This window comes from Flavobacterium sp. AG291, from assembly GCF_003350375.1.
Taxonomy (GTDB): Bacteria; Bacteroidota; Bacteroidia; order Flavobacteriales; family Flavobacteriaceae; genus Flavobacterium; species Flavobacterium suzhouense.
Map to the genome: position 1 here is coordinate 84,507 of NZ_QQAR01000013.1, position 25,963 is coordinate 110,469.

A 25,963-nucleotide genomic window follows, 5' to 3' on the forward strand; every position below is an offset into this window, starting at 1 on the left:
TTATAAGTACTACTTTCGTAATAGAAACATTTAATAATACAAAACTAACCTATTATGAAAAAGACATCGTTATTTGCAAAAACGGCTCTGGGAGCTGCTGTTTTACTATTATCTCTTGGAGTACAATCGTGTAAGAATGAATCAAAACAAGAAGATACTAAAGAAGTTGCCGAAGATGAAAACGAGGCAAAATTTGATGACGTGAATGAGGCAAAAGAGGAAGATTCTGATTATCTTGTAGCTGCTGCTGAAGTAGACATGAAAGAAATTGAGCTTGGTAAGCTGGCGTTGACTAAAAGTACCAACAATGATGTAAAAGCATTGGGTAAAATGATGGTTGATGCACATACTAAGTCTTTAGAAGAACTGAAAGCTGCTGCGACAAAAATGAATGTATCATTACCGGCATCTTTAACTGAAAAAGGGCAGGAGGCTTATAAAGAGCTAAATGATAAGAACGGTCATGATTTTGATAAAGCTTATGCCGACAAAATGGTAGAAGGTCATGAAAAAATGATCGAGAAGATGGAGAAAGCCTCAGAAAAGGCAAAAGAAGCCAGTGTGAGAATGTGGGCCGCTAATTTGCTTCCTGCATTAAGGACACATTTGGAACATGCCAAATTAACGAAAGAGAAAGTTGATGCTATTAAATAGCCTTAAAATATAATGCTATGAAAAATCTATTGTATATAATCGCCGTTGTATTGATCATTGTTTGGGCATTGGGAAGCTTTGCTTATCATACCGCAAGTGCTCTCATACACCTGTTACTTGTAGTGGCAATAGTAATGATTGCAATCAATCTGATAAGAAGCAGACCACCATTAGACTAATTTATACGCCAGGATGTAACCCGTAATGCAAAAAAGTATTGCGGGTTTTTTATTTGTAAAAAAGCCTGCTCATATTAAGCAGGCTTTTCAACAAGTATCATGCCCCCATTAATACTTGCTGTTAAAAAGAAAGGCTTGTAGTAAATGAATATATAACCCATTTAATCAAAAATAGCCTGTCTTATTGAATAATGCGATACGAAATCGTGCAGTGATTTTATAAAATCGGTTTAAAACAAAACCCTGCCGGAGCAGGGTTAAACAAACTAAAAACTGAAATTGTTAATAAGGGTAAGCACCTTCGCTTACAATTTTTGCCGCAATGGTTTCTCTTAAAGCCACTACATTAGGCATATTGTTGTATTTTGTATAACGCTTAAGTCCCATCATCATCATGCGTTGCTCGTCACCTTCAGAGAAAGAAGCAATACCTTCTTTGCCTTTAATGTTTACGATGTCAACAGCTTTGTAAAGATATAGCTGAGCCATAGCTATTTGTTCTTTTACATTGTCTGCTCCTTGTTTTTTAGCAAGTTTCTCAGTACGGAGGATAACAGATTCAGCCATGTATATCTCGATAAGGATATCTGAGGCTGCCATTAGCAATTGCTGATGTTCATCAAGGGCAGGTCCATATTTCTGAACAGCTGAACCTGCAACCATAAGGAATGCTTTTTTCAGCTTAGCAATCATTTCTTTTTCTTCAGCAAATAGTTCTGAGTAATCAGGAGTTTCAAATGATGGTATTCCCATAAGTTCCTCAGCTACCTTCATAGCAGGTCCTAATAGGTCAACATGGCCTTTCATTGCTTTCTTAACGAGCATACCTACTGATAACATACGGTTGATCTCATTGGTACCTTCATAGATACGTGCAATCCTAGCATCTCTCCATGCGCTTTCCATTGGGGTGTCTTCAGAGAAGCCCATACCACCAAAAATCTGGATACCTTCATCCGTACAGTTTTGCACGTCTTCAGAAACAGCCACCTTAAGGATAGAACATTCAATTGCAAATTCCTCTACACCTTTAAGTTCAGCATCCTGATGCGATTCGCCATTGGCAACACGTGCCTCAATACGATCCTGGATGTTTTTAGCTGCCCTGTAAGAAGCACTTTCTCCTGCGTATACACTGGTAGCCATTTCAGCCAGTTTTGAGCGGATAGCGCCAAAACTTGCAATAGGAGTGTTAAATTGAATACGCTCGTTTGCATATTTTGCTGCACCAGATATAGTTCTTCTTTGTGCATCAAGACAGGCGGCAGCAAGTTTAATACGGCCTACGTTAAGCGCATTCATGGCAATCTTGAATCCATTACCTCTTTCTGATAGCATGTTCTCTACCGGTACTTTGGTCTCGTTAAAGAAAACCTGGCGGGTAGAAGAAGCGCGAATACCAAGTTTATGTTCTTCTTCACCAAGAGAGATTCCGTTTGACGGATCATTCTCTACGATGAAACCTGTAATATTCTTATCGTCTTCAATTCTGGCAAATACTACGAATACGCTGCAGAAGCCTGCATTTGATATCCACATTTTTTGTCCTGTGATTTTATAGTGCGTACCATCTTCAGAAAGCACGGCTTTAGTCTTACCTGAATTAGCATCAGATCCTGCACCCGGTTCAGTAAGACAGTAAGCTCCAAACCATTCTCCAGAAGCCAATTTTGGAACGTATTTAAGTTTTTGTTCTTCAGTACCATAAAGGGTAATAGGCATAGTACCGATACCTGTATGTGCTCCGAAAGCTGTAGAGAACGATCCTGTAGCACCTGAGATGTAATCACATACCAGCATGGTAGATACGAAGCCCATCCCAAGTCCGCCATACTCTTCAGGTACAGCTACACCAAGGAAACCAAGCTCGCCGGCTTTACGCATGCTTTCTTCAGTTAGCGCATAATCTTTTTTCTCAAAACGGTCTTTATTAGGCCATATCTCACGGTCAACAAATTCCTTAACCGTGTCACGCATCATTATCTGCTCTTCCGAAAAATCTTCCGGTGTGAAGATGTCTTCGCTTTTGGTTTCAGTAACCAAAAACTGACCTCCACGTGCTAAATTTGCTACATCTGCCATAATCAGCCCCCTAACCCCCAAAGGGGGAACTCCTGTAGGGGTAACAGGGTTTTAGTTGTTAATAGTTATATATATATTTAAAGCTCTCTAATTCCCCTTTTGGGGGTTAGGGGGCTATAGAATCTCGTATACACCCGCAGCTCCCTGTCCGGTACCCACACACATGGTTACTACACCATATTTGTTGCCTCTGCGTTTCATTTCATCAAATAGCTGAACCGAAAGTTTTGCTCCGGTACATCCCAGTGGGTGACCAAGGGCAATAGCACCACCGTTTACATTTACGATGTCAGGGTTAATGCCTAATTCACGGATGACAGCTAATGACTGTGAAGCGAAAGCCTCATTAAGTTCGAAAAGCTCTATATCGTTTAATTGAAGTCCTGCCATTTGAAGGGCTTTCGGAATAGCTTTTACCGGACCGATACCCATGATTCTTGGCTCAACTCCGGCTGCAGCATAGCTTACCATGCGTGCTATTGGCTCAAGGTTAAGTTCTTTTACCATTTCTTCAGACATCACCATTACAAAGGCAGCACCATCACTCATTTGCGATGAGGTACCTGCGGTAACGCTACCGTCGGCAGCAAATACTGGTCGTAGTTTGGATAATGCTTCTACTGAAGTATCAGCTCTTGGACCTTCGTCTTTCGTTACGGTATATGATTTTGTGGCTTTTTTGCCGTTCTCATCAATGTATGTTTGCTCAACAGTGATAGGCACGATCTGTTTGTCGAATTTACCTTCTGCCTGGGCTTTAATCGCTTTTTGGTGCGAATTAAAACCAAATTGATCCTGGTCTTCACGGCTTACATTAAACTGTTTTGCAACAGCTTCAGCTGTAAGTCCCATTCCCCAGTAGTAATCTTCGTGGCCGTCTTTGGCAGCTTTATAATCCGGAACCGGCTTGTAACCACCCATTGGTATATAACTCATGCTTTCTGCACCACCAGCAATGATACAATCGGCCATGCCTGACTGTATTTTGGCAGTTGCCATAGCAATAGTCTCCAGTCCTGATGCACAATAACGGTTTACAGTAACTCCCGGAACATCATTTACCTTAAGTCCCATTAGGGAAATAAGACGGGCTACGTTAAGTCCCTGTTCAGCTTCGGGCATTGCATTACCTACCATTACGTCATCAATACGGGTTTTGTCGAAATCAGGCAGCTCATTCATCATGAACTGTATGGTTTCAGCGGCCAGTTCGTCAGGTCGCTTGAACCTAAATACTCCCTTTGGAGCTTTTCCTACCGCAGTACGATAGGCCTTAACTATATATGCTGTTTTCATTTCTCTTAGTTTCTTAAAGGCTTACCTTTGGTTAACATAAACTGAATTCTTTCAAGAGTTTTCCTTTCGCCACATAGAGAAAGGAATGCTTCTCTTTCAAGATCAAGAAGATATTGCTCAGTAACCAGTGTAGGTTCAGAAAGGTCACCACCTGCCATTACATAAGCCAGTTTGTTGGCAATTTTCTTGTCGTGTTCAGAGATGTAATGCCCGGCTTCCATACTGTCAGTTCCTACTAAGAACATACCCAGTGCCTGTTTACCCAGTACTTTTACATCTTTTCTGCGAATAGGGGCAGTATAACCTGCTTCAGCTAAAAGCTTAGCGTGCTTTTTAGCTTCAGCAATCTGCCTGTCTTTGTTTACTACAACTATATCTTTACCTTTTTGAAGGATACCAAGGTCAAACGCTTCATAAGCTGAGGTAGATACTTTAGCCATAGCTACCGTAAGGAAGTGCTCCTGAAGGGTATTCAGTTCCACATCATTCTTACGGAAAAGGTCAGATGCTCTTAGCGCCATCTCTTTAGAACCTCCACCGCCAGGGATAACCCCAACACCGAATTCCACAAGTCCGATGTAGGTTTCAGCCGCAGCAACAACCTTATCGGCATGCATGCTCATTTCGCAGCCACCACCAAGGGTCATGCCATGAGGGGCTACAACTACCGGAGTAGAAGAGTAGCGTACACGCATCATGGTGTCCTGGAACATTTTGATAGCCATGTTAAGCTCATCATATTCCTGCTCAACGGCCATCATAAAGATCATTCCGATGTTAGCACCAACAGAGAAGTTGGCCGCCTGGTTGCCTATAACAAGTCCGTCATATTCTTTTTCGGCAAGGTCTATGGCTTTGTTAATGCCCTGAAGCACACCTCCACCAATAGTATTCATTTTAGAGCGGAACTCCAGATTGATGATTCCATCGCCCAGATCCTGGATGATAGATTCGCTGTTGCTCCATATTTTTTTGCTTTCGCGAATGTTATTCAAAATAATGAACGCATCCTGACCCGGCACTTTTTTCTGTGATTTAGAAGCTATATCATAGTAATAAGTAGCTCCGTCTTTGATAGTATAGAAACTTGTGTTTCCGCTTGCCAGCATTTCGTTAACCCAAGGAGCAACAGTAAGCCCTTCAGCCTGAATAAGCTTAAGTCCTTTTTCAACACCTACTGCATCCCAAATCTCAAACGGACCATTTTCCCAGCCAAAACCGGCTTTCATGGCATCATCTATTTTGTATAGATCGTCTGTAATTTCCGGAACACGGTTTGATACATAAGAGAATGTACCTGCAAAGTTCTTACGGTAGAATTCGCCAGCTTTGTCAGTAGCTTTAATAAGCACTTTAAAGCGGTCTATAGGCTTTTCTATAGTTTTAGTAAGTTCAAGGGTCGCAAAAGACGCTTTTTTGCCTGAGCGGTACTCTAAAGTATCAAGATCAAGGGTAAGGATATCTTTATCTACTTTTTTATAGAAGCCCTGTCCTGTTTTACTTCCCAGCCATTTGTTGTTCATCATGGTGTCGATGAAAGCAGGAAGCTTAAACAATTCGTGAACTTCATCATTAGGGCAGTTCTCATAGATACCGTTGGCAACGTGTACCAGCGTATCAAGACCTACTACATCAACCGTACGGAAGGTAGCGGACTTAGGTCGGCCGATAACCGGACCAGTAAGTTTATCAACTTCTTCAACGGTAAGGCCCATTTCCTTTACCTGATGGAAAAGGCTCATGATACCATAGATACCAATACGGTTACCAATGAACGCAGGAGTATCTTTGGCTACAACCGATGTCTTACCAAGGAATTGCTCGCCATAATTATTTAAGAAATCCAGTACTTCCTGAGAAGTTTGCGGACCCGGTATGATTTCGAAAAGTTTTAGGTAACGAGGAGGGTTAAAGAAGTGTGTTCCGCAGAAGTGTTTCTGAAAATCTTCACTGCGGCCCTCGCTCATAAACTGGATTGGAATACCCGAAGTATTCGATGTAATAAGTGTTCCCGGCTTGCGGTATTTTTCTACCTGTTCAAACACTTTTTGTTTAATGTCAAGTCGTTCTACAACAACTTCAATAATCCAGTCGGCTTCGGCAATTTTTGCCATGTCATCCTCTGTATTACCTGTTTTGATCCTGTCGGCAAACTTTTGGTGGTAAATAGGAGAGGGTTTTGATTTCAGGGAGTTAGCAAGGTGATCGTTAACTATCCTGTTTCTTACGGCTTTGCTTTCCAGCGTAAGCCCCTTTTTTTGTTCAGCTTCGGTAAGTTCTCTTGGCGGAATATCCAGCAAAAGCACTTCAACACCTATATTTGCGAAATGACAGGCAATTGCCGATCCCATTACGCCGGAGCCTATTACGGCCGCCTTTTTAATAGTGCGTTTCATTTATTTTGTCTTTTTATAGTTTTTAAGGCGGATGCCCGGCTATAGTCCAAACGTCCACGTTTATTTGTTATTCAGTTGGTTCATTTTCAGGAGTAAATATCAGTTTCTCTGATATCAGCTCATTTATAATTTCCGCTACTTCCATAAAGTTGTCCAGTTTCTCCTGAGATACGTGCTGCTTGATCACTTCATTGAATTTAAGTACCCTATCGCGCGAAAGCTCTCTTTTTTCTTTACCCAGTTTGGTTAGGTGTATCAGTACACCGCGACCATCTACCGGATTTTTCTTTCGTACTATTAGGCCTTTATCTTCCATTGATTTAAGAGTTCGGGTAAGGCTTGTAGGCTCCATTCCCATCTGCGGTCCTAAGGCTGTAGATGGAATTCCGTTCTCTTTATCTATGGAAAGCAACGCAAACCCGACCGACATGCTGGCGCCATATTTTGAGGCTTCTTCGTTATACATTCTTGAAACTGCCTGCCATGTTGCCCTCAGTACGTAGTCTATTGTTTTGTCTTTCATAGGTTATTGTTTTTCAAATGTACAAAAAATTTATTATGCACGCATATTAAATTTATAAATTTTTATAGTTAATTAAAAACGTCAGTCTTTTTTATGTGATACTAGTAAATATATGAATTTATTTTGAAGAATATGGCAATAAAAAACTCTCCACAGCGGAGAGTTCGGAATGAGTTTATGCATTTCGTTACTAATCTTCAATAACTGTAATATAATGAGCAGGTACATTGTCGGTAAGCCATACATTGTTTTCAGATATAAAAAACTTATATCCGTCTTTATGCATTTGTCCAGCCTGTATATCAAGTAATACCGGTTTACCATAGCGGCTACCAACATTTTTTGCCGTGTCTGTGCTTGTGCTTAAATGTACATGATGGCGTTTTCCTTTTATAAGTCCATGTTCCAGAATTGCTGCTACATTTTGAACAGCAGTGCCGTGAAATAATAATGCCGGCGGTTGTTTGGGTTCATAACCTAATTCGATATTTAATGAATGTCCCTGGCTGGCTCTGATTTGAGAAAAATCTTCATTAAAAGCAAAACGTTTTTTGGTATTAGTTTCAACAATGAATTTGAGTATATCCAAATCAATGACTTTTCCTTCATGATTCATTTTTTCTAAAAGGAGAGCTACAGAAGTCCAGCCGTTCTCATTTAATGTGATGCCAATGGTTTCAGGCTTATGTCTCAATACAAGACTAAGGAATTTGCTGATGTGTGTTGTTTCTTTATCAGATAGCATTGTCTTTTAAATTGGTGTTAAGGTCGGTAATAAAATCATTAAGTGATACTACATATCCAATCCTGCCTTCAACAGGATAAATATTGATAATGTAATTATTCAGCCTTATTATTGGTAATACAGTTTCTTCAAGAGCATTGAAGTCAATTTTAAAAGGAATATAATCTGCCCAGTCGGGAGTAAGATTGCTTTCAATGGATGCATCATCCGGCCATAGTGAAAAGACGATAGCATTATTTACTTCAAACAAGGCAAAATTACCCTCATTATCTATAAGCGTCCAAAGTTCATTGTTTCTTATGATGGTTTGGAGGAAGTGCTTATAACGGTCTGAGGCCAGTATGGCATTAATCATGAGGTAAAATTAAAATAAAAAACTCCCCGTTTTACTGAGGAGTTTCATATTATTTAGATGAACCGTCATATATTTTATCGTACAGTTTTTGGTATTTTTCTTTAACGGCTTTACGTTTCAATTTTAGGGTAGGGGTAAGTTCGCCACCATCAACGCTCCATATTTCCGGGGTGATCTCAAATTTCTTGATCTGTTCCCAGTGTCCGAATTTCTTATTGATTTCGTTTACCTCTTCCTGTATCCTGTCATGGACTTCTTTGTTGTTGGCAATATCTTCGTTGCTGCCAAGGGAAAGGCCTTTACGGGAAGCCCATTGCTTTACAAATTCAAAGTCAGGCTGAATGAATGCACCCGGCATTTTCTCGCCATCACCTACAACCATGATTTGCTCAATAAAGCGCGATTGTTTCATGGCATTCTCTAAAAGCTGAGGTGCAATGTATTTTCCGCCCGATGTTTTGAACATCTCTTTTTTTCTGTCTGTAATCTTCAGGAAGCCATCTGCATCAATAATACCAATGTCACCCGTGTGGAAATAACCGTCGGTCATTACTTCGGCAGTTTTATCCGGCGCGTTAAGGTAACCCATCATTACGTTAGGTCCTTTACAAAGTATCTCGCCATCTTCAGCTATTTTAACTTCAACGCCTTTAAGGGGTTTACCCACAGTGCCTATTTTGAATCCGTTGTTACGTTGATCGTTTACTGCAATAACTGGAGAAGTCTCGGTAAGTCCGTATCCCTCCATAACCGGGATTTCTGCAGCAGCAAATACCCTGGCAAGCCTTGGCTGAATAGCAGCACTTCCTGATACCATAAGCGACAGATTGCCTCCAAGTCCTGCTTTCCATTTAGAGAAAATCAGTTTACGGGCAAGCCATAACTTGAAGCCGTACCATGCACCATTCACACCATAGGGCTCATATTGGAGGCCAACTTCAACAGCCCAAAAGAATAGTTTACGTTTAATGCCTGTTAATTCTGTTCCTTTCGCAATGATCTTGTCGTATACTTTTTCAAGAAGCCTTGGTACAGCAGTAATTACATAAGGCTGGGCTTCTTTAATGTTGTCGCTTACCTTTTCTATCGATTCAGCGAAATAAGTAGATACACCATAGTATTGGTATAGATACAATATCATACGCTCATAGATGTGACAAATAGGGAGAAAACTTAAAGCCCTGCTTTTCCCCGCTTCAAACGGAACTCTTTCCCCGCTCATCAGTACGTCAGAAACGATGTTCTTGTGTGAAAGCATTACGCCTTTAGGTCGGCCTGTAGTACCGGAGGTATATATAACCGTAGCAAGTTCGTCTTCTGTAATAGCGTCTTTAATAGTATTTACTTCGTTTTGGTTAGATTCATCTTTACCAAGGTCAAGTATTTCGTTCCAGCTTTTACAACCTTTTACATCATTAAAAGAATAAATCTCTTTTAGATTAGGAACATTATTTTTTACCGAAGTTATTTTTTTGTAAAGCTCCTCATCCGATACGATACAGTAAATCGATTCTGAATGGTTAAGGATATACTCAATGTCTTCTTCACTGATAGTAGGATAGATAGGTACATTTTGCGCACCCGTCTGTAGAATGCCAATATCGGCTACATGCCATTCGGTTCTGTTATTAGACGAAATAACAGCTATTTTATCATTTTTTTTTACGCCAAGGCGAAGCAATCCACGAGAAAAGGCATTTGCTTTATCGATATATTCCTGAGTTGAGGTTTTTACCCACTCATTGCCATACTTGGTAACCAGCGCATCCGGCAGGTTGTATTTCTCCAGTTGATAGTAAGGAAAATCGAACAGGCGTGTTATAGTAGTCATACGTTATTTGATGTTTGTTCCTGCAAATTATGAAAAAAATATATATCTACAGCTAAAGTTACAAATTATTGAAAAATAAATTAATAAAATTATAATACTCTCATAATCATCTTTTTTAATGCGAATTTATCCATAACTGTGTTAAAATGTCGGGATAAGATGTATTTTTAAGCATCCAAATTTGTGTATGATAATGCTATGCGTGCATTGTTTTTAAATAAGCTGTTACAAAAAGCAAACCCAATCGTTTTACTATAAAATCACCAATACAAACCATTTTTATGAAAACAATAATCTATCCCTTTTTAACCCTGTTGCTATTTACCCTTAATGGAACAGCACAAATTGTTACCGCTAAGGTTGTTGATGAACAACAGCAGCCCATTGAGTATGTTTCGATCCAGCTTGGGCCGGAATATGGCGTAGTGAGTAATGCCGAAGGGGCCTTTACTATTGACTTATCTAAAAAAGGTACTGCTGATAAGGTAGTATTTTCTTCCATAGGGTATAAAACCATTGCCGTAGCCGTATCTGATTTTACGGGAGGTACTTATACTATGCCTATCCAGATAAATGAACTTGACGAGGTGGTAGTGAAAAAAATATCTGCAACCCAGATACTTACGGAAGTCATAAAAAATGCACCAAAAAATTATGCATCAGGACCTACAAAGCAAACCTTCTTTCTTAGATCTTCTAACGATAATAAGCTAATCAATAGTGAGTTTGAACTGGTTAAATCATCATTGATTAATAAGTCAACTTTAAAAGACCTGAATAAAGATATTCAAACAGCAATGGAAAAATCAAAAGGGAAACGTTCTCAGGATTTTTCAGAATCATATGGCTATTTATACCAACAGGATAAATCCTCAAAACTTGTAGTTGAAAAAGCTGTAGAATTGAAGAATAAGGAAAAGGATGTTTCAGGAGGGCAGACCAAAAAAATAATGGAGGTTCTAAAAAAACATATTGATCCAAGTGCTACTTATAAAGTTGTCAGCGGTTGGTTTACAGTTGATGATTCAATGAAGGTTAGCGATCTTTCAAAAGATAAAAAGGAAGACGTCAAGACTTCATCTCTTAAAAACAGGGTTAAATCGCTGGCTAATACGCTTAATAGATTTTATGAAAATGATGAACTTGATTTTCTAACTGAATTTAAGCGTTATACCTATACAATTGAGGGTTATGCACCTATTGACGATGCAACGGTTTATATCATAGACTTTAAACCTCTAAAAAGTTCTGCGCGTTACTATGGAAAAATTTATGTAAATGCAGAGGATTTTGCTGTGGTAAAAATGCAATACAACCTTGTTGATGGAAAGACTTCCAATAAGTTAAATTTAAAATTGATTTTAGGGGTAAAAATAGTAGAGGACCGTTTAAAGGTAAACACAACTTTTGCTAAAAATGAAAAGGGTCAGTATGCTGTAAACTTTGTTAAAGAGCAAAAGAACAATTATATGTACATGAATCGTCCTATGAAGCTTACTAAAAACAAAGTGGATAAGAATGAGGAAGATAAGATGCTTAAGATTGATATTTTAGCCGAGATTGATCAACAGTCTACCGAGGAGTTATTTATAATTAATAATGAGTCTTTAAGCGGTGCTCAGTTTGGAACCGTGACCGAAACTGAAAAATACGACATTAATTACATTTCAAAATATGATCCGGCAATATGGAAAGATTACAATATTCTGGCGCCGGTTGAAGCGATCAAGAACTATAATTAAAAATGGCATAATAACAAAACGCCTCGCGGTAATGCGGGGCGTTTTGTTTATAATATGTTTTGTTATACTCTAAAGATACCACCAACAGCAATTATTCTTTGAAGAAAACCAAAATGATGATGCGCTCTGTCCGGTCCGTCATGAGTAGTACGAACATCATACATATCAATATACCCACCTTTAAGTTCACCTGTTACAAAGAAGTGTTTGAAGAAAGTAAGATTTAATCCGGCTTTGGCAGAGAAACCATAACCCGCAACATGAAATTCATCATTTCGCGGCATTCCCAGTACTTTTGCGTTTGTTCTTGGATACAATATACCACCACCTACGCCTTCGGTAATATTTACCTGAAATTTGTCAGTATTTCCTATTCGAAATAGTTTAGAAATATCGTCAACACGTGCAAATTCTGCATTGATGTAGTTTAGACCGTCAGTATGCTCAAAATCAAGGAAATCTTCGGCAAGTTCAGTGGGATTATTGTTGTAAGTTCCGTTATACACGTGTCCGGGATGACTTTCGGGTAAATTGATAGTACCATTTATATTGGCTGTCTGTCCGGTTCTCATTACATATTTCATGTGGTCTACACCTATTGAAATATTGTAATGGTCTGAAATAAAATAGCCTACTTTAAGGTTTGTTTGTGGGATGGTCATTTTCCCGGGATTGATGTAATCAATATGCCATCCTTTGGGTTTGTCATCAGCAACGGCATCCTGAACAGTAAAGTTGTAGCCATCGCCTTTAAAATGCAGGTCGGATTTTGTGTAAGTTTCGCGGTTTCCTCCCCAGTAAAAGAAGAACTTCCCTTTGTTGTGTGCGGTGTATTTTTCAGGTTCTGTTGCCACTTCCTGGGCAAAGGTGTACTGTGAAAAAATACAAAAAGATAGTACAACCATTAAAAGCGGTTGTTTCACGATTTTGATTGATGTATTAAAAAATTATTTTCTGTCATTACAGAAATGAATATGGGGCAAGCTGACTATCAAATAATTTGCAGAAAAATTATTCAATAAGGGAGTTGTCGGCATTAGAGTAATAACGTTGCAAATTTAAGGATTTCTCTTAATAACAGATACTTAAATTTTAAATTTCTGTCGTATGAATTTTACTAAATAATAGATATTTGGTGGTTTGTTTGATATTTACAATTTGACTTTGAGCAAATAATATCAGCATTAATTTTTTAAATTATTTACTTTTAAAATCTAATACTGTTATATGCTTTTTAAAAATTTTAAACATTTATTCGCTAGTATAGCTCTATTTCTTTTTTGTGCAGTAAATGCCCAACAAACAAAAAATTGGAATGGAAAGAAATGTGCCGTTGTTTTAACTTATGATGATGCACTTAATATTCATCTTGATAAAGTTATTCCTATGCTTGATAAATACAATCTGAAAGGTACGTTTTACCTGATTGGTAGTTCTCCAAATGTAGTAAACAGGATAGATGATTGGCGAAAAGCAGCTAAAAAGGGACACGAACTGGGCAATCACACCTTTAATCATCCTTGTGATGGTTCAATGACCGGCAGGGAATGGGTGCCGGCTGAGGCTGACCTGTCTACATATACAGTAAACAGAGCCGTAAATGAGATTAAAGCTACCAATGCGCTATTGTATGCCATAGACGGAAAAAAAGAACGCACTTTTGCTTTTCCCTGTGGGGATATGAATATCGGTGATACCTATTTCTATGATTTGGTTAAAGATGATTTTGCAGGGGCTCGTGGTGTAAATTCTAACTATGTCAAGTTACAGGATGTAAACCTGAATGATATAACTGCATTTGGACAGTCAGATACTACGGTAGCACAAATGATTACTGAGATTGAAGAAGCCGAAAGAAAGGGATCCTTTATTGTATTCCTGTTTCACGGAGTAGGAGGAGAGCATCCGCTGAATGTTAGCGAAGAAGAACACACTAAATTACTAGAATACCTTAAGAAAAGAGAAAAAGAAATATGGGTAGCTACAATGGTAGATGTAGCAAAATATATCAGGGAAAAACAAAACTAGAAAAGCCTGCATTTGCAGGCTTTTGATCTTAATGTTTATTGTGTCCGGGAGTATATGCTTTTGCGCTTTTTGCTCCGGCAGCTTTTTTAGCTTTTCCCGGTGGTACTTTTGTTTTTTGAGTCGTCTTGTGCGTGTGAACAGTAGTTTTGCAATTAGCCATTGTAAGGGATAAGGCTATAAGCATAATAATTCCTGGTAGTGTTTTTAGTTTCATTTTTTTTGGGTTAGTAAATTTCGATGGCGAATTTACACTAAATATGTTTAGGTTAATTGTATAAGAATATTTGCCTGTAAGAATATTTTCGTTATTAAAAGGGAAATTCTATTTTTACCATACTAACTAAAAACAATTATAATGAAACAATGTAAACACTGTGGTAATATGCTGGCCAATGATGCGACTTACTGCTATGCCTGTAATACACCTCAAACAGTAGGTTTTGAAGAATTTGATTCAAAGCCAAAGTATAATGACACCTTCCTTAAGGTATTGTGTGGTATAACTATAGTAGTGGCTGTGTTCAGTATAATATCAGGTACTGTTTCACTTATTAAAGATTCACGTTTACCAATTGACGGAATGAAAGTCATTGGATATTCAGGTTTAGCTGTAGCTATAGCAAAGCTGACAGCCGGAATACTAATGCTAAGAAAGAAACTGAAGGGGCTTTATCTGTACACATTGGCACAAATAGCATTAATTGCTATTCAGATATATACTGCAGTATTAATGTCAGGTTATATGAATGCATTAATGCCTGACAATGGTATGATATCGGGATCGTCAATAATGATGATCAGTGCGGTTATAGTAACCTTTGTTTACATTATATTTCTTATTATGTATTGGTTGCCAAACAACAGAAGGCTTTTATCCTAATATCCAAAACAGAACGCCCCGCATTACAACGGGGCGTTTTGTTTTTAGATCTTTACAAGTTCAACAAAGTAGACGTCGTTTTCTCTTAGGTCGAAAACTTTGGTAAAAGTGCCATCTTTCTTGATAGTAATATTTTCAGTAAGTATTGGAGCACCATTATTCTTATCTTTTAGTTCTTTAACCTGAGCCTTTGTCAGCTCATCAGGCCTGCCCATAGCTATATAGTCGGTGTGTGCATCATTAACTTTATAACCTACTTTATAAACATTCATTTTGTAGTTGCCTTTAGCCAATCCGTTTACAGAAACGTTTGTTTTTCCCTTAGGTTTTGCAGGTAGATCTTTAATATAATAGTTCTGGTTATTCACCGAATCTCCGGGATGGGTATTGGTAAAATCCCAAAATAGTAACTGAACATTGCCTTTACCATCAGTAGAAGCCCAGGATCTGTTGTCGTTGTTCTTCAGTTCAGTTTTACCAAGTTTATTCATAAACTGATACGAGTAGAACGCTGGCTTATTTATACCCTGAATCGTAACCAAACCAAATCCGCCGTGGAAAGGAGTAAAACGCGGCCCGGCTTCTTCAAAAATATCTGTAAATACCCAGTAAGACATTGAGTTAGCATCTTTGCCTACCTGTTTTATTTTTTCGAGTATGTAGGCAGCTTCATGATAGCTGTCATGAATTGGGTCAGAAGGAGTGTAAGAAGCACTCCATTCTGTATAATGTAGTTCGAGGTTAGGGTGTGAACTTGTAGCAATCTGCTTTCGCGAATTAATGATGTCACCGCTCACTGCCATTTCATCTTTGCTTAAAACAGTACCTGAATTTCCAAATTCATCAAGAAAGCCCTGTTTCACACCATAAGAATGTGTACTTGCAAAATCGATAGGCACATTGTTTGTACTGCAATAAGCAATCATTTCGGGAATCCAGGCAGCTCCGGCAGTTGCGGGTCCGCCAACTTTATAATCTTTGTTTACGGCTTTAATCCCTTTTACAGCATAGTTGTAAAGCTTAAAATATTCTTCCTGAGTGCCTGCCCAAAATCCGTCAAGGTTAGGTTCGTTCCACACTTCAAAATACCATGACTTAACTTCTTCGTTACCATAACGTTCCGTCCAGTGTTTGGTAAGATTGTATATCAGGGCTTGCCATTTATCATAATCTTTAGGAGGTGTAACATTACCTCTCCACCAAAATATTGTTTTAGAACCACTGGCAAGTTGCGAAGGCATGAAACCCAGTTCGACAAATGGCTTAACATCAATGCTCAGTAAATAATCAAACAGCGCATCGATATACATATAGTTATATTCCGGCTTACCGTTTTTATCTTCTTTGTACACCGCCATGTCGTCTGTCAACAGGCCGTGCATACGGATATATTTGAAATCACATTCCTTTTTTACGTAAGCCAGCTGTTGCTGCCAGTCGGCACGAAGGCCTTCGTTAGCACGTCCGGCACCTATACACTCTTTGTACATGGTGTTCAGGTTTCCCGACGTTTCATTCACGTTTATTTTTATTTCGCGGGTTTGCCCTACAGCATTCAGCGAAACGCCTAACATTAAATAGTAAAGTATTGATTTAAGAGATAATTGAAAGATTTTGAAACTCATATTTACTTATGGTTAAAATGACTATAAGTTTCAAAAATAAGAAAGTTTTTAAATAGATTGTAATTTTTTACGGAATTAAAATTTTAAGAGTGAAATTTTATTGGAATTGATAATTAAAAATATGCTACGATATTTTAGCCCGTACTTGACGGACCCTTTGATCCAGACTTCCTTTGACTTCTATGACTTCAATACCAAAATCATAAACGGACTCTTTGAGGATTTCATTTACTGCATCCCTCAGTTCAGGGTAATCTGATTTTTGATATGTGATAATATCCGGTTCCTCTATCGGGACAAATATGATAAGATCAATATCTTCCATAGCACTTTCAGCCTTATCATACATAGTATTGATGTAGTGAATCCCGTTTAGGGCTTCTAAGTAGGCCATAATATCAACAGGGCATCGGTCAAAAATCACATTATCACTACTAGCTGTAATCTGCTTTATAGAATAGTTGAGTTGCTCGGCAAAGTCATCAGTGTTTGGAGTTTCGGAGAATTCATAGCCTAATTCTTGCAACTCATAATAGGGTTCAGGCCTTAAATCATACACAGGAAGATGTTCCAGTAGTTTTTCAGCCAAAGTTGTTTTTCCTACTCCGTGTGCTCCTGTAATGGCTATTTTCATAGGTTTTACTTCATGTAATTAAAAGCGAAATAAAAATACAGTAAAGACAAAACTGCAGTAAACAGAATTTTCTGCTTTTTAGAAATGAATCTCAAGAATTTATATACAAGAAATAAATGTAACAAACCAACAATAACATATGCGCCTGTCCAGATGTATATTTCTTCTTCTAATTTATCAGATCCTGATGCTCCGGAGCCATAAACAAAAAAGCAAACGATTACCAATAGTATAGGTAGTAAACAGGGTATTATAAGATTAAACAGGATTAATGCTATATGTTTAAGAGTTTTCATTTGATATAATCTTATCGGTTTTGATTTCTATCGAATTTGATCCGTTCCATTCTTTAGTAACAGTAGCCTGCAGTTCATGTATAATGCCATCTTTATCTTTGGCTGTAAACACACGCGTAATCTTTTTTAGATAGCCATATCTTTCAATAGGTATGTCGTTAATTTTTACACCGGTATATAACCGCATAGTCGTTTTAGTTTCTGAAAATTTTAAAGGTCTTTCCGAAAGCAACTCATAACCTAATTCAGCAAAATCATCTTTTACGTAAGGTAGTATCTTCTTTTTTCTTTCAAAATATATTTTGAGCGCAATAACTATAATAAATGGTATAAAGAAAAGATAAGGAGTGTCAAGAACGATTATAATTATGGTACCTGCGAATAGTATAAAAATACAAAGGAGATGAATAAGGATATCGGTAAAACGGACCATTGAATAATTTTAACAGGAGACAAATATAAAACAAAAACGCCCCGTATCTCTATAGGATTTTTTATAGCACAGATTAGAAAACTACCTTTACTATATCTAAAAAGTAATCGGCATGATATCATAAATCATTCCTGAAATTTTTCCATTTACGGCACCTGGCTCCATTTGAGGGAAATTTTTGAATGCATTTTCAATTGCAGTTTTAAGCTCGTTTGAATCAGTATCTATTTTTTTGGTCGTAACTTTTCCTTTTTCATCAACCGCGATTCTTATTTTGGCTTTTATGCCTTTAAAGTCATCAAATTTATCTCCCATTTCATCAATAAGCCATTTTATGAAATGCTCCTGAAAACATACGGTCACAAATTTGTCTTCCATTGGACATTCCTTAAAATGAGCATTCTCAATCTTCATTGGAAATGGGTGTGGTTCGCTTTTCCATTTGTTAGTATTGCTTGGAGGTATTACCAAGACAAAATTATTGTCTTTGTTCTTTTGTAGAGTGATCACAAATCCTGCTGAAGAACTCGCAGGTGTTCCATTAGGTGTAGTTATCGGTGCAATATTTGGAAGACCTTTAATTGCTTCCCTAACCAAATTTTCAATGGTGGTGTCTACAGTCTTTAAACTGGTTAATACTGAACTTCCATCTTCCTTGCTGCCTATGGTAATATTTATTTGAATTTTGTCAGATGCTATAGAATGTGTTTTATTGTATTCGTTTATTTTTCCAACAATTACTTCGCTTATCTTTAAAGTGTAACACTCAGATTTGTTTTCTGAATTTTCGCAGCCGGGATAAGTGGGCGATGATTCATTTCTGTAATCAAGAAATGTTTTGCTCTGGGCAGATGATATAAAAGTAAATAGAAGGATCGCTATACTCGATACTAGCTTCATGGTTAAGTTTATTTGTTTTCAAATATAACAAATTATCTTACAAAAGTATCTTGTATTGATGCGGAGTGTATGTGTTATGTGGTCACGGATTGCAAATCCGTGCCATCTGGGTAACGTGCGTTTACTAATGCTGGCAGGGTTATTTTTTCTTCTTGCTGTTTTTTTTAAATCGTATATTTACATGAGAGATATATGCCAATTCATTTCCCTTTAATTCAGATCTTTCCTTATAATCGTTAAAATTTACTTGTTGTTCAGCAATACTAAAAAAAGCCTCTACTGCTTTGTCAAATTTTAAACGAACTATTTCTGTAAGTGCTGTTGGAACACTATTGACAATTGTTTTGAACGTTGATAATCGAGTATGAATTTTATGTCTTTTTAAACTTTCAGTATATTCACTGACTAAATAGTGAATTTTATCTGCTAGCTCATTTTTCTTTATATTATCCGGTAAATCATTTATCCAATTTTTTAAGGCTAATAATTTTAATACACTTTGTGAGTCTTCCTTAAACTCGAAAATTTTTTCCCAAGGTGTTTCATTATCAGGGAGAGGTATTAATCGATGAATTATATTATAAGCTTTTTGTTTAGTGCTACTTTGAATCTCAAAACTTGAATAATCTTTTAAGGAAGGTACTGTAAATACATCTTCATTGTTGGAGTTTACAATGCTGCACCACAGTCTAGTATTTAACTCATCATGCATATACCATAATTTATTTCTTTTCTCAATATTTTTCTCTTCATTTATTTGAGTTACCAATTTCATAGTGTGATCGGCTATTTCTAAATCATCTTCAAGTATTTCAATAGTACCTTTGGAGGCTAAAGGAATGGCTAAATCCTTTAGTTCAACAAAAAAGCCTCTGTCAATTAAAAACTCTAATTCGTTTAATGCATTTAATGGATATGGATATTGTTTATACTCATGTAGACTTTGTAATAAAGTATTATAGTTAAGCATGCCCACTTTGTCATATAATAATAAGTCTCTTTTTAAATCGTATACTCCTAAAGGATTATTCCAAATACTATTGGTAGTTTTGATTAAATACTTCATTTAATGTCGGATTGGATGGTTAATGTTGTTCAAATATAACAAAAAAACGCCCCACATCTCTGCGGGGCGTTTATATCTAAGTTATCGGTTATCGAATCAACAAATAACCAAATCAACAAATTATCGTTGTTCAATCCACTTACGTGCATTAACGAAGGCTTCATGCCAAGGTGTAACCTCGTCTTTACGACCTTCCGGGTAGTAAGCCCAGTTCCACTGGAACATAGAACGCTCAATGTGTGGCATCATAACCAGGTGACGTCCGTCGTTGCTTGCCATCATGGCGATGTCAAAGCTTGAACCGTTAGGGTTAGCAGGATAGCCCGTGTAGCCGTATTTAGCTACTACGTTGTATTTGTCTTCGCTGTATGGCAGGTTGAATTTACCTTCACCGTGAGAGATCCATACACCCAGTGTGCTGCCTGCTAATGTAGAAAGCATTACCGAGTTGTTCTCCTGTACGGTTACTGAAGTAAATCCGCTCTCGTGTTTGTGGCTGTCGTTGTGAAGCATTTTAGGTTTCACTTCGTGGTCAGGGTTGATAAGCTCAAGCTCAACAAACAGCTGACATCCGTTACAGATACCTACTGAAAGTGTATCCTCACGCTTAAAGAAGTTCTCAAGTGCAGCCTTAGCTTTTTCGTTGTAAAGGAAAGCACCAGCCCATCCTTTAGCCGAACCAAGTACGTCAGAGTTAGAGAAACCACCAACAGCACCGATGAACTGGATATCTTCAAGCGTTTCACGACCTGAGATAAGGTCGGTCATGTGAACGTCTTTTACGTCAAAACCTGCAAGGTACATAGCGTTTGCCATCTCACGCTCAGAGTTAGAACCTTTCTCACGGATGATAGCTGCTTTTGGCCTTGGCTTGCTGCTGTCAATTGCTACTTTCTTACCATCAAAATGAGTTGGGAAAGTGTACTGAAGCGGTTGGTTCTTATAGTTGTCGTAACGCTCCTGCGCTTTTTGTTTGCCTGATTGTTTCTGGTCAAGAAGGTATGAAGTCCTGAACCATGTGTCACGTGTTTCGGTAACATCAAAAGTAAGGTTGGCATCACCATTTTTGATAGTGATAACTGCACCTTCTTTCGGTTGACCGATTTTAGTGAATGCTACATTGTTTTTAGTAAGCTCAGCTTCTACAGAAGCATCCGCCTGAATAACGATAGCAATGTTCTCAGCGAATAATGCTTTAACCGTATCAGCTTCGTTAAGACCTGTCAGGTCGTATTCTGCACCAAGGTTAACGTTAGGGAAGCTCATCTCAAGCAGGGTAGTGATAAGACCACCACTTCCTATATCGTGACCGGCAGCAATTTTACCCGCTTTGATAAGATCCTGGATAACGTTGAATGTATTTTTGAATGAAGCTGCATCTTTAATTGTCGGAACATCATTACCAACTTTGTTCAATACCTGGTTGAAAGAAGATCCACCAAGTTTGTACGCATCACCCGAAAGGTTGATGTGGTAAATGTTTCCTCCGTTCTTTTTAAGAACAGGCTCAACTACTTTAGTAATGTCGTTACAGTTACCTGCAGCCGATATGATTACAGTACCCGGAGCGATAACATCGCCGTTAGGGTATTTCTGTTTCATTGATAGTGAATCTTTACCTGTTGGGATGTTAATACCCAACTCGATAGCAAAATCAGAACAAGCCTCAACAGCTTCGTAAAGCCTTGCGTCTTCGCCTTCATTTTTACAAGCCCACATCCAGTTAGCTGAAAGCGATACGCTTTTCAGACCATCTTTAAGCGGAGCCCAGATAATGTTGCTTAACGATTCTGCGATAGCGGTACGGCTACCTGCAGCAGGATCAACAAGGGCAGCAACAGGCGAGTGGCCTATTGTAGTTGCGATACCTTCTTTACCTTCAAAGTCAAGCGCCATAACACCTACATTGTTTAACGGTAATTGGATAGGTCCGGCAGTTTGCTGTTTAGCAACACGTCCGCCCACGCAACGGTCAACTTTATTCGTTAACCAGTCTTTACAGGCAACAGCTTCAAGCTGAAGAACCTGGTTTAGGTATTGGTGAATGTTTTGCTGAGAGTAATCTGCATCTGCATAGTTTGCTGCAATGGTTTTATCTGCCATGATGGTTTTTGGCGAAGAGCCAAACATATCCTCAAGGGCGAAATCCATTGGTTTGGCACCTGTAGTAGCCGATTCAAATGTAAACCTGTGGTCACCTGTAACATCACCTACAGCATACATTGGCGAACGCTCACGGTCGGCAATACGCTGAAGGGTATCGATGTCTTTCTGGCCAATCACAAGTCCCATACGTTCCTGCGACTCATTACCAATTATTTCTTTAGCCGAAAGGGTAGGGTCACCCACCGGCAGTTTATCTAAATCAATTTTTCCTCCTGTTTCTTCTACAAGTTCAGAAAGACAGTTCAAGTGTCCTCCTGCACCATGATCGTGGATAGAAACGATAGGGTTGTTGTCGCTCTCTACCAGTCCGCGAACGGCATTGGCAGCACGTTTTTGCATCTCAGGGTTAGAACGCTGAATTGCATTAAGCTCGATACCTGAACTGAAAGCTCCTGTATCGGCAGATGATACTGCTGCACCACCCATACCAATACGGTAGTTCTCACCACCAAGGATAACAACTTTGTCGCCTACGCTTGGTTTTTGTTTTTTCGACTGGCTCTCTTTACCGTAACCGATACCACCGGCAAGCATGATCACTTTGTCGAAACCAAGTTTGCGTGCATCTTCTTCGTGTTCGAAAGTAAGTACCGAACCTGTAATTAGCGGCTGTCCGAATTTGTTACCAAAGTCTGACGCTCCGTTTGATGCTTTTATTAGGATGTCCATTGGGGTTTGGTAAAGCCATTTACGCTCGTCCATACCTTTTTCCCAAGGACGGTTTTCTTCAAGTCTTGAGTATGATGTCATGTACACCGCAGTACCTGCAAGTGGAAGAGAACCCTGTCCACCGGCCAGCCTGTCACGGATCTCACCACCCGAACCTGTTGCTGCACCATTGAAAGGTTCAACAGTAGTAGGGAAGTTGTGTGTCTCAGCTTTGATAGAGATAACTGAGTCATATTCTTTTACTTCGTAAAAATCAGGCTTATCAGCCGATTTTGGTGCGAACTGCTTAACACGCGGTCCTTTGATGAAAGCTACGTTGTCTTTGTAAGCAGAAACTATATCGTTAGGATTTTCCTGTGATGTCTTTTTGATAAGTTTGAAAAGTGAAGATGGTTTTTCTTCGCCATCAATTACAAACGTACCGTTGAATATTTTGTGACGGCAGTGCTCAGAGTTAACCTGAGAGAAACCGAATACTTCAGAGTCAGTAAGTTTTCTACCTAGTTTAGCAGACAGGTTGTTAAGGTACTCTACCTCTTCAGGGCTAAGCGCCAAACCTTCTTTTTCGTTGTAGGCAGCGATATCGGTAACCTCGATGATAGGCTCCGGCTGTATGTTGATAGTATAAATATCCTGGTTAAGACCGTTGTATTTCTGGAACAGCATCGGGTCAAAATCAGTAGCTTCTTCGCTTGATTTGATGAACTCCTCAATTCTGATAATACCTGCGATTCCCATGTTCTGGGTAATCTCTACGGCATTGGTACTCCATGGCGTAATCATGGTAGCGCGTGGTCCAACAAAAAAATCCGTCAGGGCGGATTTTTCTATCTTATGTGCGTTGCCAAAAAGCCAGTTTAGTTTTGAAATGTCTTCTGTTGAAAGCTCGTTTTGCGATTGTACTGCAAAAACCGTATTCGTCTGGTTTCCGAAGAAATGAATCATTACAATTGTAGTTACGTGTTGAGAGTGCAAAATTAATCTAATTTTCTAAAACAGGCAACTTTATGACGGTTGATTTGGTGATTTGTGGATTTGCTTATTTGATAGTGGAATTGTATTCTGAATAGGGTAAAAAAAATCCCGCAATTGCGGGATTTTTGAATTTTAAAGAGTAATTATTATTTCTTAATAACAATCTTATTGATTGTTTCTTTCGCATTAAGAAGTGTTATGAAATAACTACCGCTTTCAAAACGTGTAAGATCAATCTGGTTTGTGTTTTCAGGAGTTACGGTTCCCTGATATATCAACTGACCTAAAGTATTATGGATGGTTATATCAAATTTTTGCTCATCATACCCTTTGAAGTCAATATTAAATAAACCTTCGGATGGGTTAGGGTAGATGGTGATTGAGCTAGTAGTTAGGGGCTCATCGGTCAAAGCCTGGCGCATTTGGTTTTGACCGGTATTGCCAGCACCATAGCCAGGGAAAATCCTTGTAATACGCTGTGCAGAAGTTCCATTGTAGGTTGTAAAGCTACCGCCGATAAGGATTTTTAAATCATTTTTTTCAGGTTGTATTGCATATACAAAGTTATTAAATTCAGATCCGCCGTCGAATTGGGTATTTGTCTGTCCGTTTACGGCATTAAGGCAAGTAAGGTAATTAACAGGTACACCATTATATGAAGTAAATTCACCACCTACATAAAGATTATAACTTCCAATGTTACCACTAAATGATGAAGGAACCTGTTGTATTGCCAAGGCTCTCACTGGGGCTGAAAAACCAGTTGCAAATCCGAAGGAACTTACCGGAGCGCCATTAAAAGTTAGTTTAGCCAGGTTTTTGCGAGGCATTGAGGCATAGCTGGCAAATGATCCTCCAATAAAAATATCATTACCACTTACAAGAACTTCATCTATGTAACTTCCAGCCGGGGCTATACCCGGACCGGTAGTAAATGAAGGGTCTTGTACGGCACCTGCTAGCAGCCTGATAATGCCGGGAGCAGAATTACCCTGGTAAGTTGTAAAGCTTCCTCCAACAATTATGTTATTGGTGCTGGTTTGTACGGCTACTGAATATGGAGTGCCATTGAAACTCACAGAACCCGCGTAGAAACTAGTGTCAATTGATCCATCAGGATTTAGCCTGGCGATGTTTTTTGCCGGGAAGCCATCATAAAAGTTGAAGTCTCCTACGATTATCATATGGCCGGTAGATTGTAATGCAATATCATAAATCGTAGCACCTGCTTCGACACCAACTCCTATAATAGATCCTGTTGCGCCATTAGGCATTATTCGGGCAATTCCTCTTGCATAGGTAACACCTCCAAATCCGGCAAATTTACCTACAACTATAATCTCTCCTGAAGGTAAGGTTACCATACTCTGAATGTTATCGGTTGAAGAATCCGGACCTGTAGATGAAAAAGAAGTATTAAGTGATAAATCGGCATGATTTAGTGCGGCAATTTTATTTTTTGCAGTTCCTCCATATGAAGTAAAATCACCGGCAATCACAATTCTGTTATCATTTAGCACTGTTATAGACTTTACCGTATTATTAGCTCTCGTAGCTGTTAATGGCCCGTTCTGAGTTGTTACATATATTGTAAATGTTGCAGTATCACAATTAATAGCAGTATTCGGAAACGTTACGGCTTCACATAATTGATATTGGATCACATATTTCCCCGGAGCAACACCTGTTGATGTAAAGACTCCCGAAGCGTTATAAGTCATTCCTGCAGGTAATGCGGTTAATACTGTGAAGTCAGTATTTGAAGTTGTTGCAGGTAAACCATTAAGCATATCATTACTATGAATATTTCCTAAAATGGTAGATGAGACGCTGTAAGCTATTACAGTCTCATCATTCACTGCCTCCACAGTTGGCTCTATAATTATTGTTATTGTTGCTGTATCACAACTTTGTGGGGTAGCATTATCACAAAGTTGGTAAACAATCGTGTAGGTACCCGGTGGTACGTTGGCAGCTACGGTAACATTAGTACCACTAAGATTTATTCCCCGATGTGTAGTAGATATCTGCGTAACTGTTACAGTACCACTATAGATGTCATTAGCAGTTACGGTGGTTGCAAATGAATATCCGAAAGATGAGAAGTTTCCGGTAAAGGTGTCATTTACGGCATTAACAGCGCTATAGGCTGATGTTGCTATGCTTAGTAGCATAATGAAAAGCAAAAGTCTTTTTTTCATAAATTTAGTAGATTTAGTTTACTTTAAAAGTATAATAAAAGGGCTTAATTTAGTACGATATATTTTGTTAAATTTTAGTTAAATATCTGATATTCAGTATTTAAATAATATATTTGATTGGTAACTATTTTTATAAAAAAATAACATTATGATGTGTTTTATATTGATTTTGTAACAATAAGGTTGTATTGTTCATTTTTTGAATTTAATGTCTAAATATTTTGATTATTTCTGTTTAAGTAGTATGGTTTTGAACATAAGGCTAAAAAAAAAATCCCGCAATCGCG

The 25,963-nt window shown here is 38.4% G+C and carries 21 protein-coding genes; 5 read left to right on the forward strand and 16 right to left on the reverse strand.

Going from position 1 to position 25,963, the window contains the following annotated elements; all coding sequences use genetic code 11:
* Window positions 1–54: 54 nt before the first annotated feature.
* Complete coding sequence (locus tag DEU42_RS13715; protein ID WP_114758876.1) at window positions 55–654, forward strand: DUF4142 domain-containing protein; 600 nt, start codon at window positions 55–57, stop codon at window positions 652–654.
* A 17-nt stretch (window positions 655–671) separates the two neighbouring features.
* The gene (locus DEU42_RS13720; protein ID WP_114758877.1) at window positions 672–833 is read left to right on the forward strand and encodes a lmo0937 family membrane protein; all 162 of its coding nucleotides are present in this window, start codon (window positions 672–674) and stop codon (window positions 831–833) included.
* 282 nt (window positions 834–1,115) lie between these two features.
* Here DEU42_RS13720 and DEU42_RS13725 read toward each other — a convergent pair whose 3' ends face one another.
* The 7 genes from DEU42_RS13725 to DEU42_RS13755 form a co-directional block, all read right to left on the reverse strand.
* On the reverse strand, window positions 1,116–2,915 hold the full coding sequence (locus tag DEU42_RS13725) for an acyl-CoA dehydrogenase family protein (protein WP_114758878.1): 1,800 nt from the start codon (window positions 2,913–2,915) through the stop codon (window positions 1,116–1,118).
* Window positions 2,916–3,029: 114 nt separating this feature from the next.
* Window positions 3,030–4,211 carry an acetyl-CoA C-acyltransferase gene (locus tag DEU42_RS13730; RefSeq protein ID WP_114758879.1) on the reverse strand — a complete coding sequence of 394 codons (1,182 nt, stop codon included), beginning with the start codon at window positions 4,209–4,211 and terminating at the stop codon, window positions 3,030–3,032.
* Window positions 4,212–4,216: 5 nt separating this feature from the next.
* Window positions 4,217–6,607 carry a 3-hydroxyacyl-CoA dehydrogenase/enoyl-CoA hydratase family protein gene (locus tag DEU42_RS13735; protein WP_114758880.1) on the reverse strand — a complete coding sequence of 797 codons (2,391 nt, stop codon included), beginning with the start codon at window positions 6,605–6,607 and terminating at the stop codon, window positions 4,217–4,219.
* Window positions 6,608–6,674: 67 nt separating this feature from the next.
* Complete coding sequence (locus tag DEU42_RS13740) at window positions 6,675–7,130, reverse strand: MarR family winged helix-turn-helix transcriptional regulator (RefSeq protein ID WP_114758881.1); 456 nt, start codon at window positions 7,128–7,130, stop codon at window positions 6,675–6,677.
* A 190-nt stretch (window positions 7,131–7,320) separates the two neighbouring features.
* Window positions 7,321–7,875 carry an RNA 2'-phosphotransferase gene (locus DEU42_RS13745; RefSeq protein ID WP_114758882.1) on the reverse strand — a complete coding sequence of 185 codons (555 nt, stop codon included), beginning with the start codon at window positions 7,873–7,875 and terminating at the stop codon, window positions 7,321–7,323.
* The gene (locus DEU42_RS13750; protein WP_114758883.1) at window positions 7,865–8,230 is read right to left on the reverse strand and encodes a DUF2750 domain-containing protein; all 366 of its coding nucleotides are present in this window, start codon (window positions 8,228–8,230) and stop codon (window positions 7,865–7,867) included. Before DEU42_RS13750 ends, DEU42_RS13745 begins: the two co-directional genes overlap by 11 nt.
* A gap of 49 nt (window positions 8,231–8,279) precedes the next feature.
* Entirely contained in the window at window positions 8,280–10,061 is a 1,782-nt protein-coding gene (locus tag DEU42_RS13755; RefSeq protein ID WP_114758884.1) for an AMP-dependent synthetase/ligase, read from the reverse strand.
* A 281-nt stretch (window positions 10,062–10,342) separates the two neighbouring features.
* Between DEU42_RS13755 and DEU42_RS13760 the strand changes: the two genes are divergently transcribed.
* Window positions 10,343–11,803, forward strand: coding sequence for a carboxypeptidase-like regulatory domain-containing protein (locus DEU42_RS13760; RefSeq protein ID WP_114758885.1), 1,461 nt, complete (start codon window positions 10,343–10,345; stop codon window positions 11,801–11,803).
* A 62-nt stretch (window positions 11,804–11,865) separates the two neighbouring features.
* On the opposite strand, the gene DEU42_RS13765 is transcribed toward DEU42_RS13760, so the two are convergent.
* Window positions 11,866–12,708: a hypothetical protein gene (locus DEU42_RS13765; protein WP_114758886.1), complete on the reverse strand. Its 843-nt coding sequence runs from the start codon at window positions 12,706–12,708 to the stop codon at window positions 11,866–11,868.
* A gap of 322 nt (window positions 12,709–13,030) precedes the next feature.
* Here DEU42_RS13765 and DEU42_RS13770 point away from each other — a divergent pair, with 322 nt between their 5' ends.
* Entirely contained in the window at window positions 13,031–13,831 is an 801-nt protein-coding gene (locus DEU42_RS13770) for a polysaccharide deacetylase family protein (RefSeq protein WP_114758887.1), read from the forward strand.
* Window positions 13,832–13,859: 28 nt separating this feature from the next.
* Here the strand turns inward: DEU42_RS13770 and DEU42_RS13775 are convergent, their stop codons facing one another.
* Entirely contained in the window at window positions 13,860–14,045 is a 186-nt protein-coding gene (locus DEU42_RS13775) for a hypothetical protein (protein ID WP_114758888.1), read from the reverse strand.
* Between the two features lie 141 nt (window positions 14,046–14,186).
* On the opposite strand from DEU42_RS13775, the gene DEU42_RS13780 reads away from it, so the two are divergent.
* The gene (locus DEU42_RS13780) at window positions 14,187–14,711 is read left to right on the forward strand and encodes a zinc ribbon domain-containing protein (RefSeq protein ID WP_114758889.1); all 525 of its coding nucleotides are present in this window, start codon (window positions 14,187–14,189) and stop codon (window positions 14,709–14,711) included.
* A 44-nt stretch (window positions 14,712–14,755) separates the two neighbouring features.
* On the opposite strand, the gene DEU42_RS13785 is transcribed toward DEU42_RS13780, so the two are convergent.
* From DEU42_RS13785 to DEU42_RS13820, 7 genes are all read right to left on the reverse strand, one after another.
* The gene (locus DEU42_RS13785; protein WP_199509095.1) at window positions 14,756–16,336 is read right to left on the reverse strand and encodes a GH39 family glycosyl hydrolase; all 1,581 of its coding nucleotides are present in this window, start codon (window positions 16,334–16,336) and stop codon (window positions 14,756–14,758) included.
* 124 nt (window positions 16,337–16,460) lie between these two features.
* Window positions 16,461–16,970: an ATP-binding protein gene (locus DEU42_RS13790; RefSeq protein WP_114758890.1), complete on the reverse strand. Its 510-nt coding sequence runs from the start codon at window positions 16,968–16,970 to the stop codon at window positions 16,461–16,463.
* Window positions 16,971–17,252: 282 nt separating this feature from the next.
* The gene (locus tag DEU42_RS13800; protein WP_114758892.1) at window positions 17,253–17,699 is read right to left on the reverse strand and encodes a hypothetical protein; all 447 of its coding nucleotides are present in this window, start codon (window positions 17,697–17,699) and stop codon (window positions 17,253–17,255) included.
* 96 nt (window positions 17,700–17,795) lie between these two features.
* Window positions 17,796–18,599, reverse strand: a complete 804-nt coding sequence (locus DEU42_RS13805; protein ID WP_114758893.1) for a hypothetical protein — start codon at window positions 18,597–18,599, stop codon at window positions 17,796–17,798.
* Window positions 18,600–18,738: 139 nt separating this feature from the next.
* Window positions 18,739–19,665 carry a hypothetical protein gene (locus DEU42_RS13810; RefSeq protein ID WP_114758894.1) on the reverse strand — a complete coding sequence of 309 codons (927 nt, stop codon included), beginning with the start codon at window positions 19,663–19,665 and terminating at the stop codon, window positions 18,739–18,741.
* 120 nt (window positions 19,666–19,785) lie between these two features.
* The gene (gene purL / locus DEU42_RS13815; RefSeq protein ID WP_114758895.1) at window positions 19,786–23,445 is read right to left on the reverse strand and encodes a phosphoribosylformylglycinamidine synthase; all 3,660 of its coding nucleotides are present in this window, start codon (window positions 23,443–23,445) and stop codon (window positions 19,786–19,788) included.
* Between the two features lie 176 nt (window positions 23,446–23,621).
* Window positions 23,622–25,676, reverse strand: a complete 2,055-nt coding sequence (locus DEU42_RS13820; RefSeq protein ID WP_114758896.1) for a T9SS type A sorting domain-containing protein — start codon at window positions 25,674–25,676, stop codon at window positions 23,622–23,624.
* Between the last annotated feature and the right edge of the window lie 287 nt (window positions 25,677–25,963).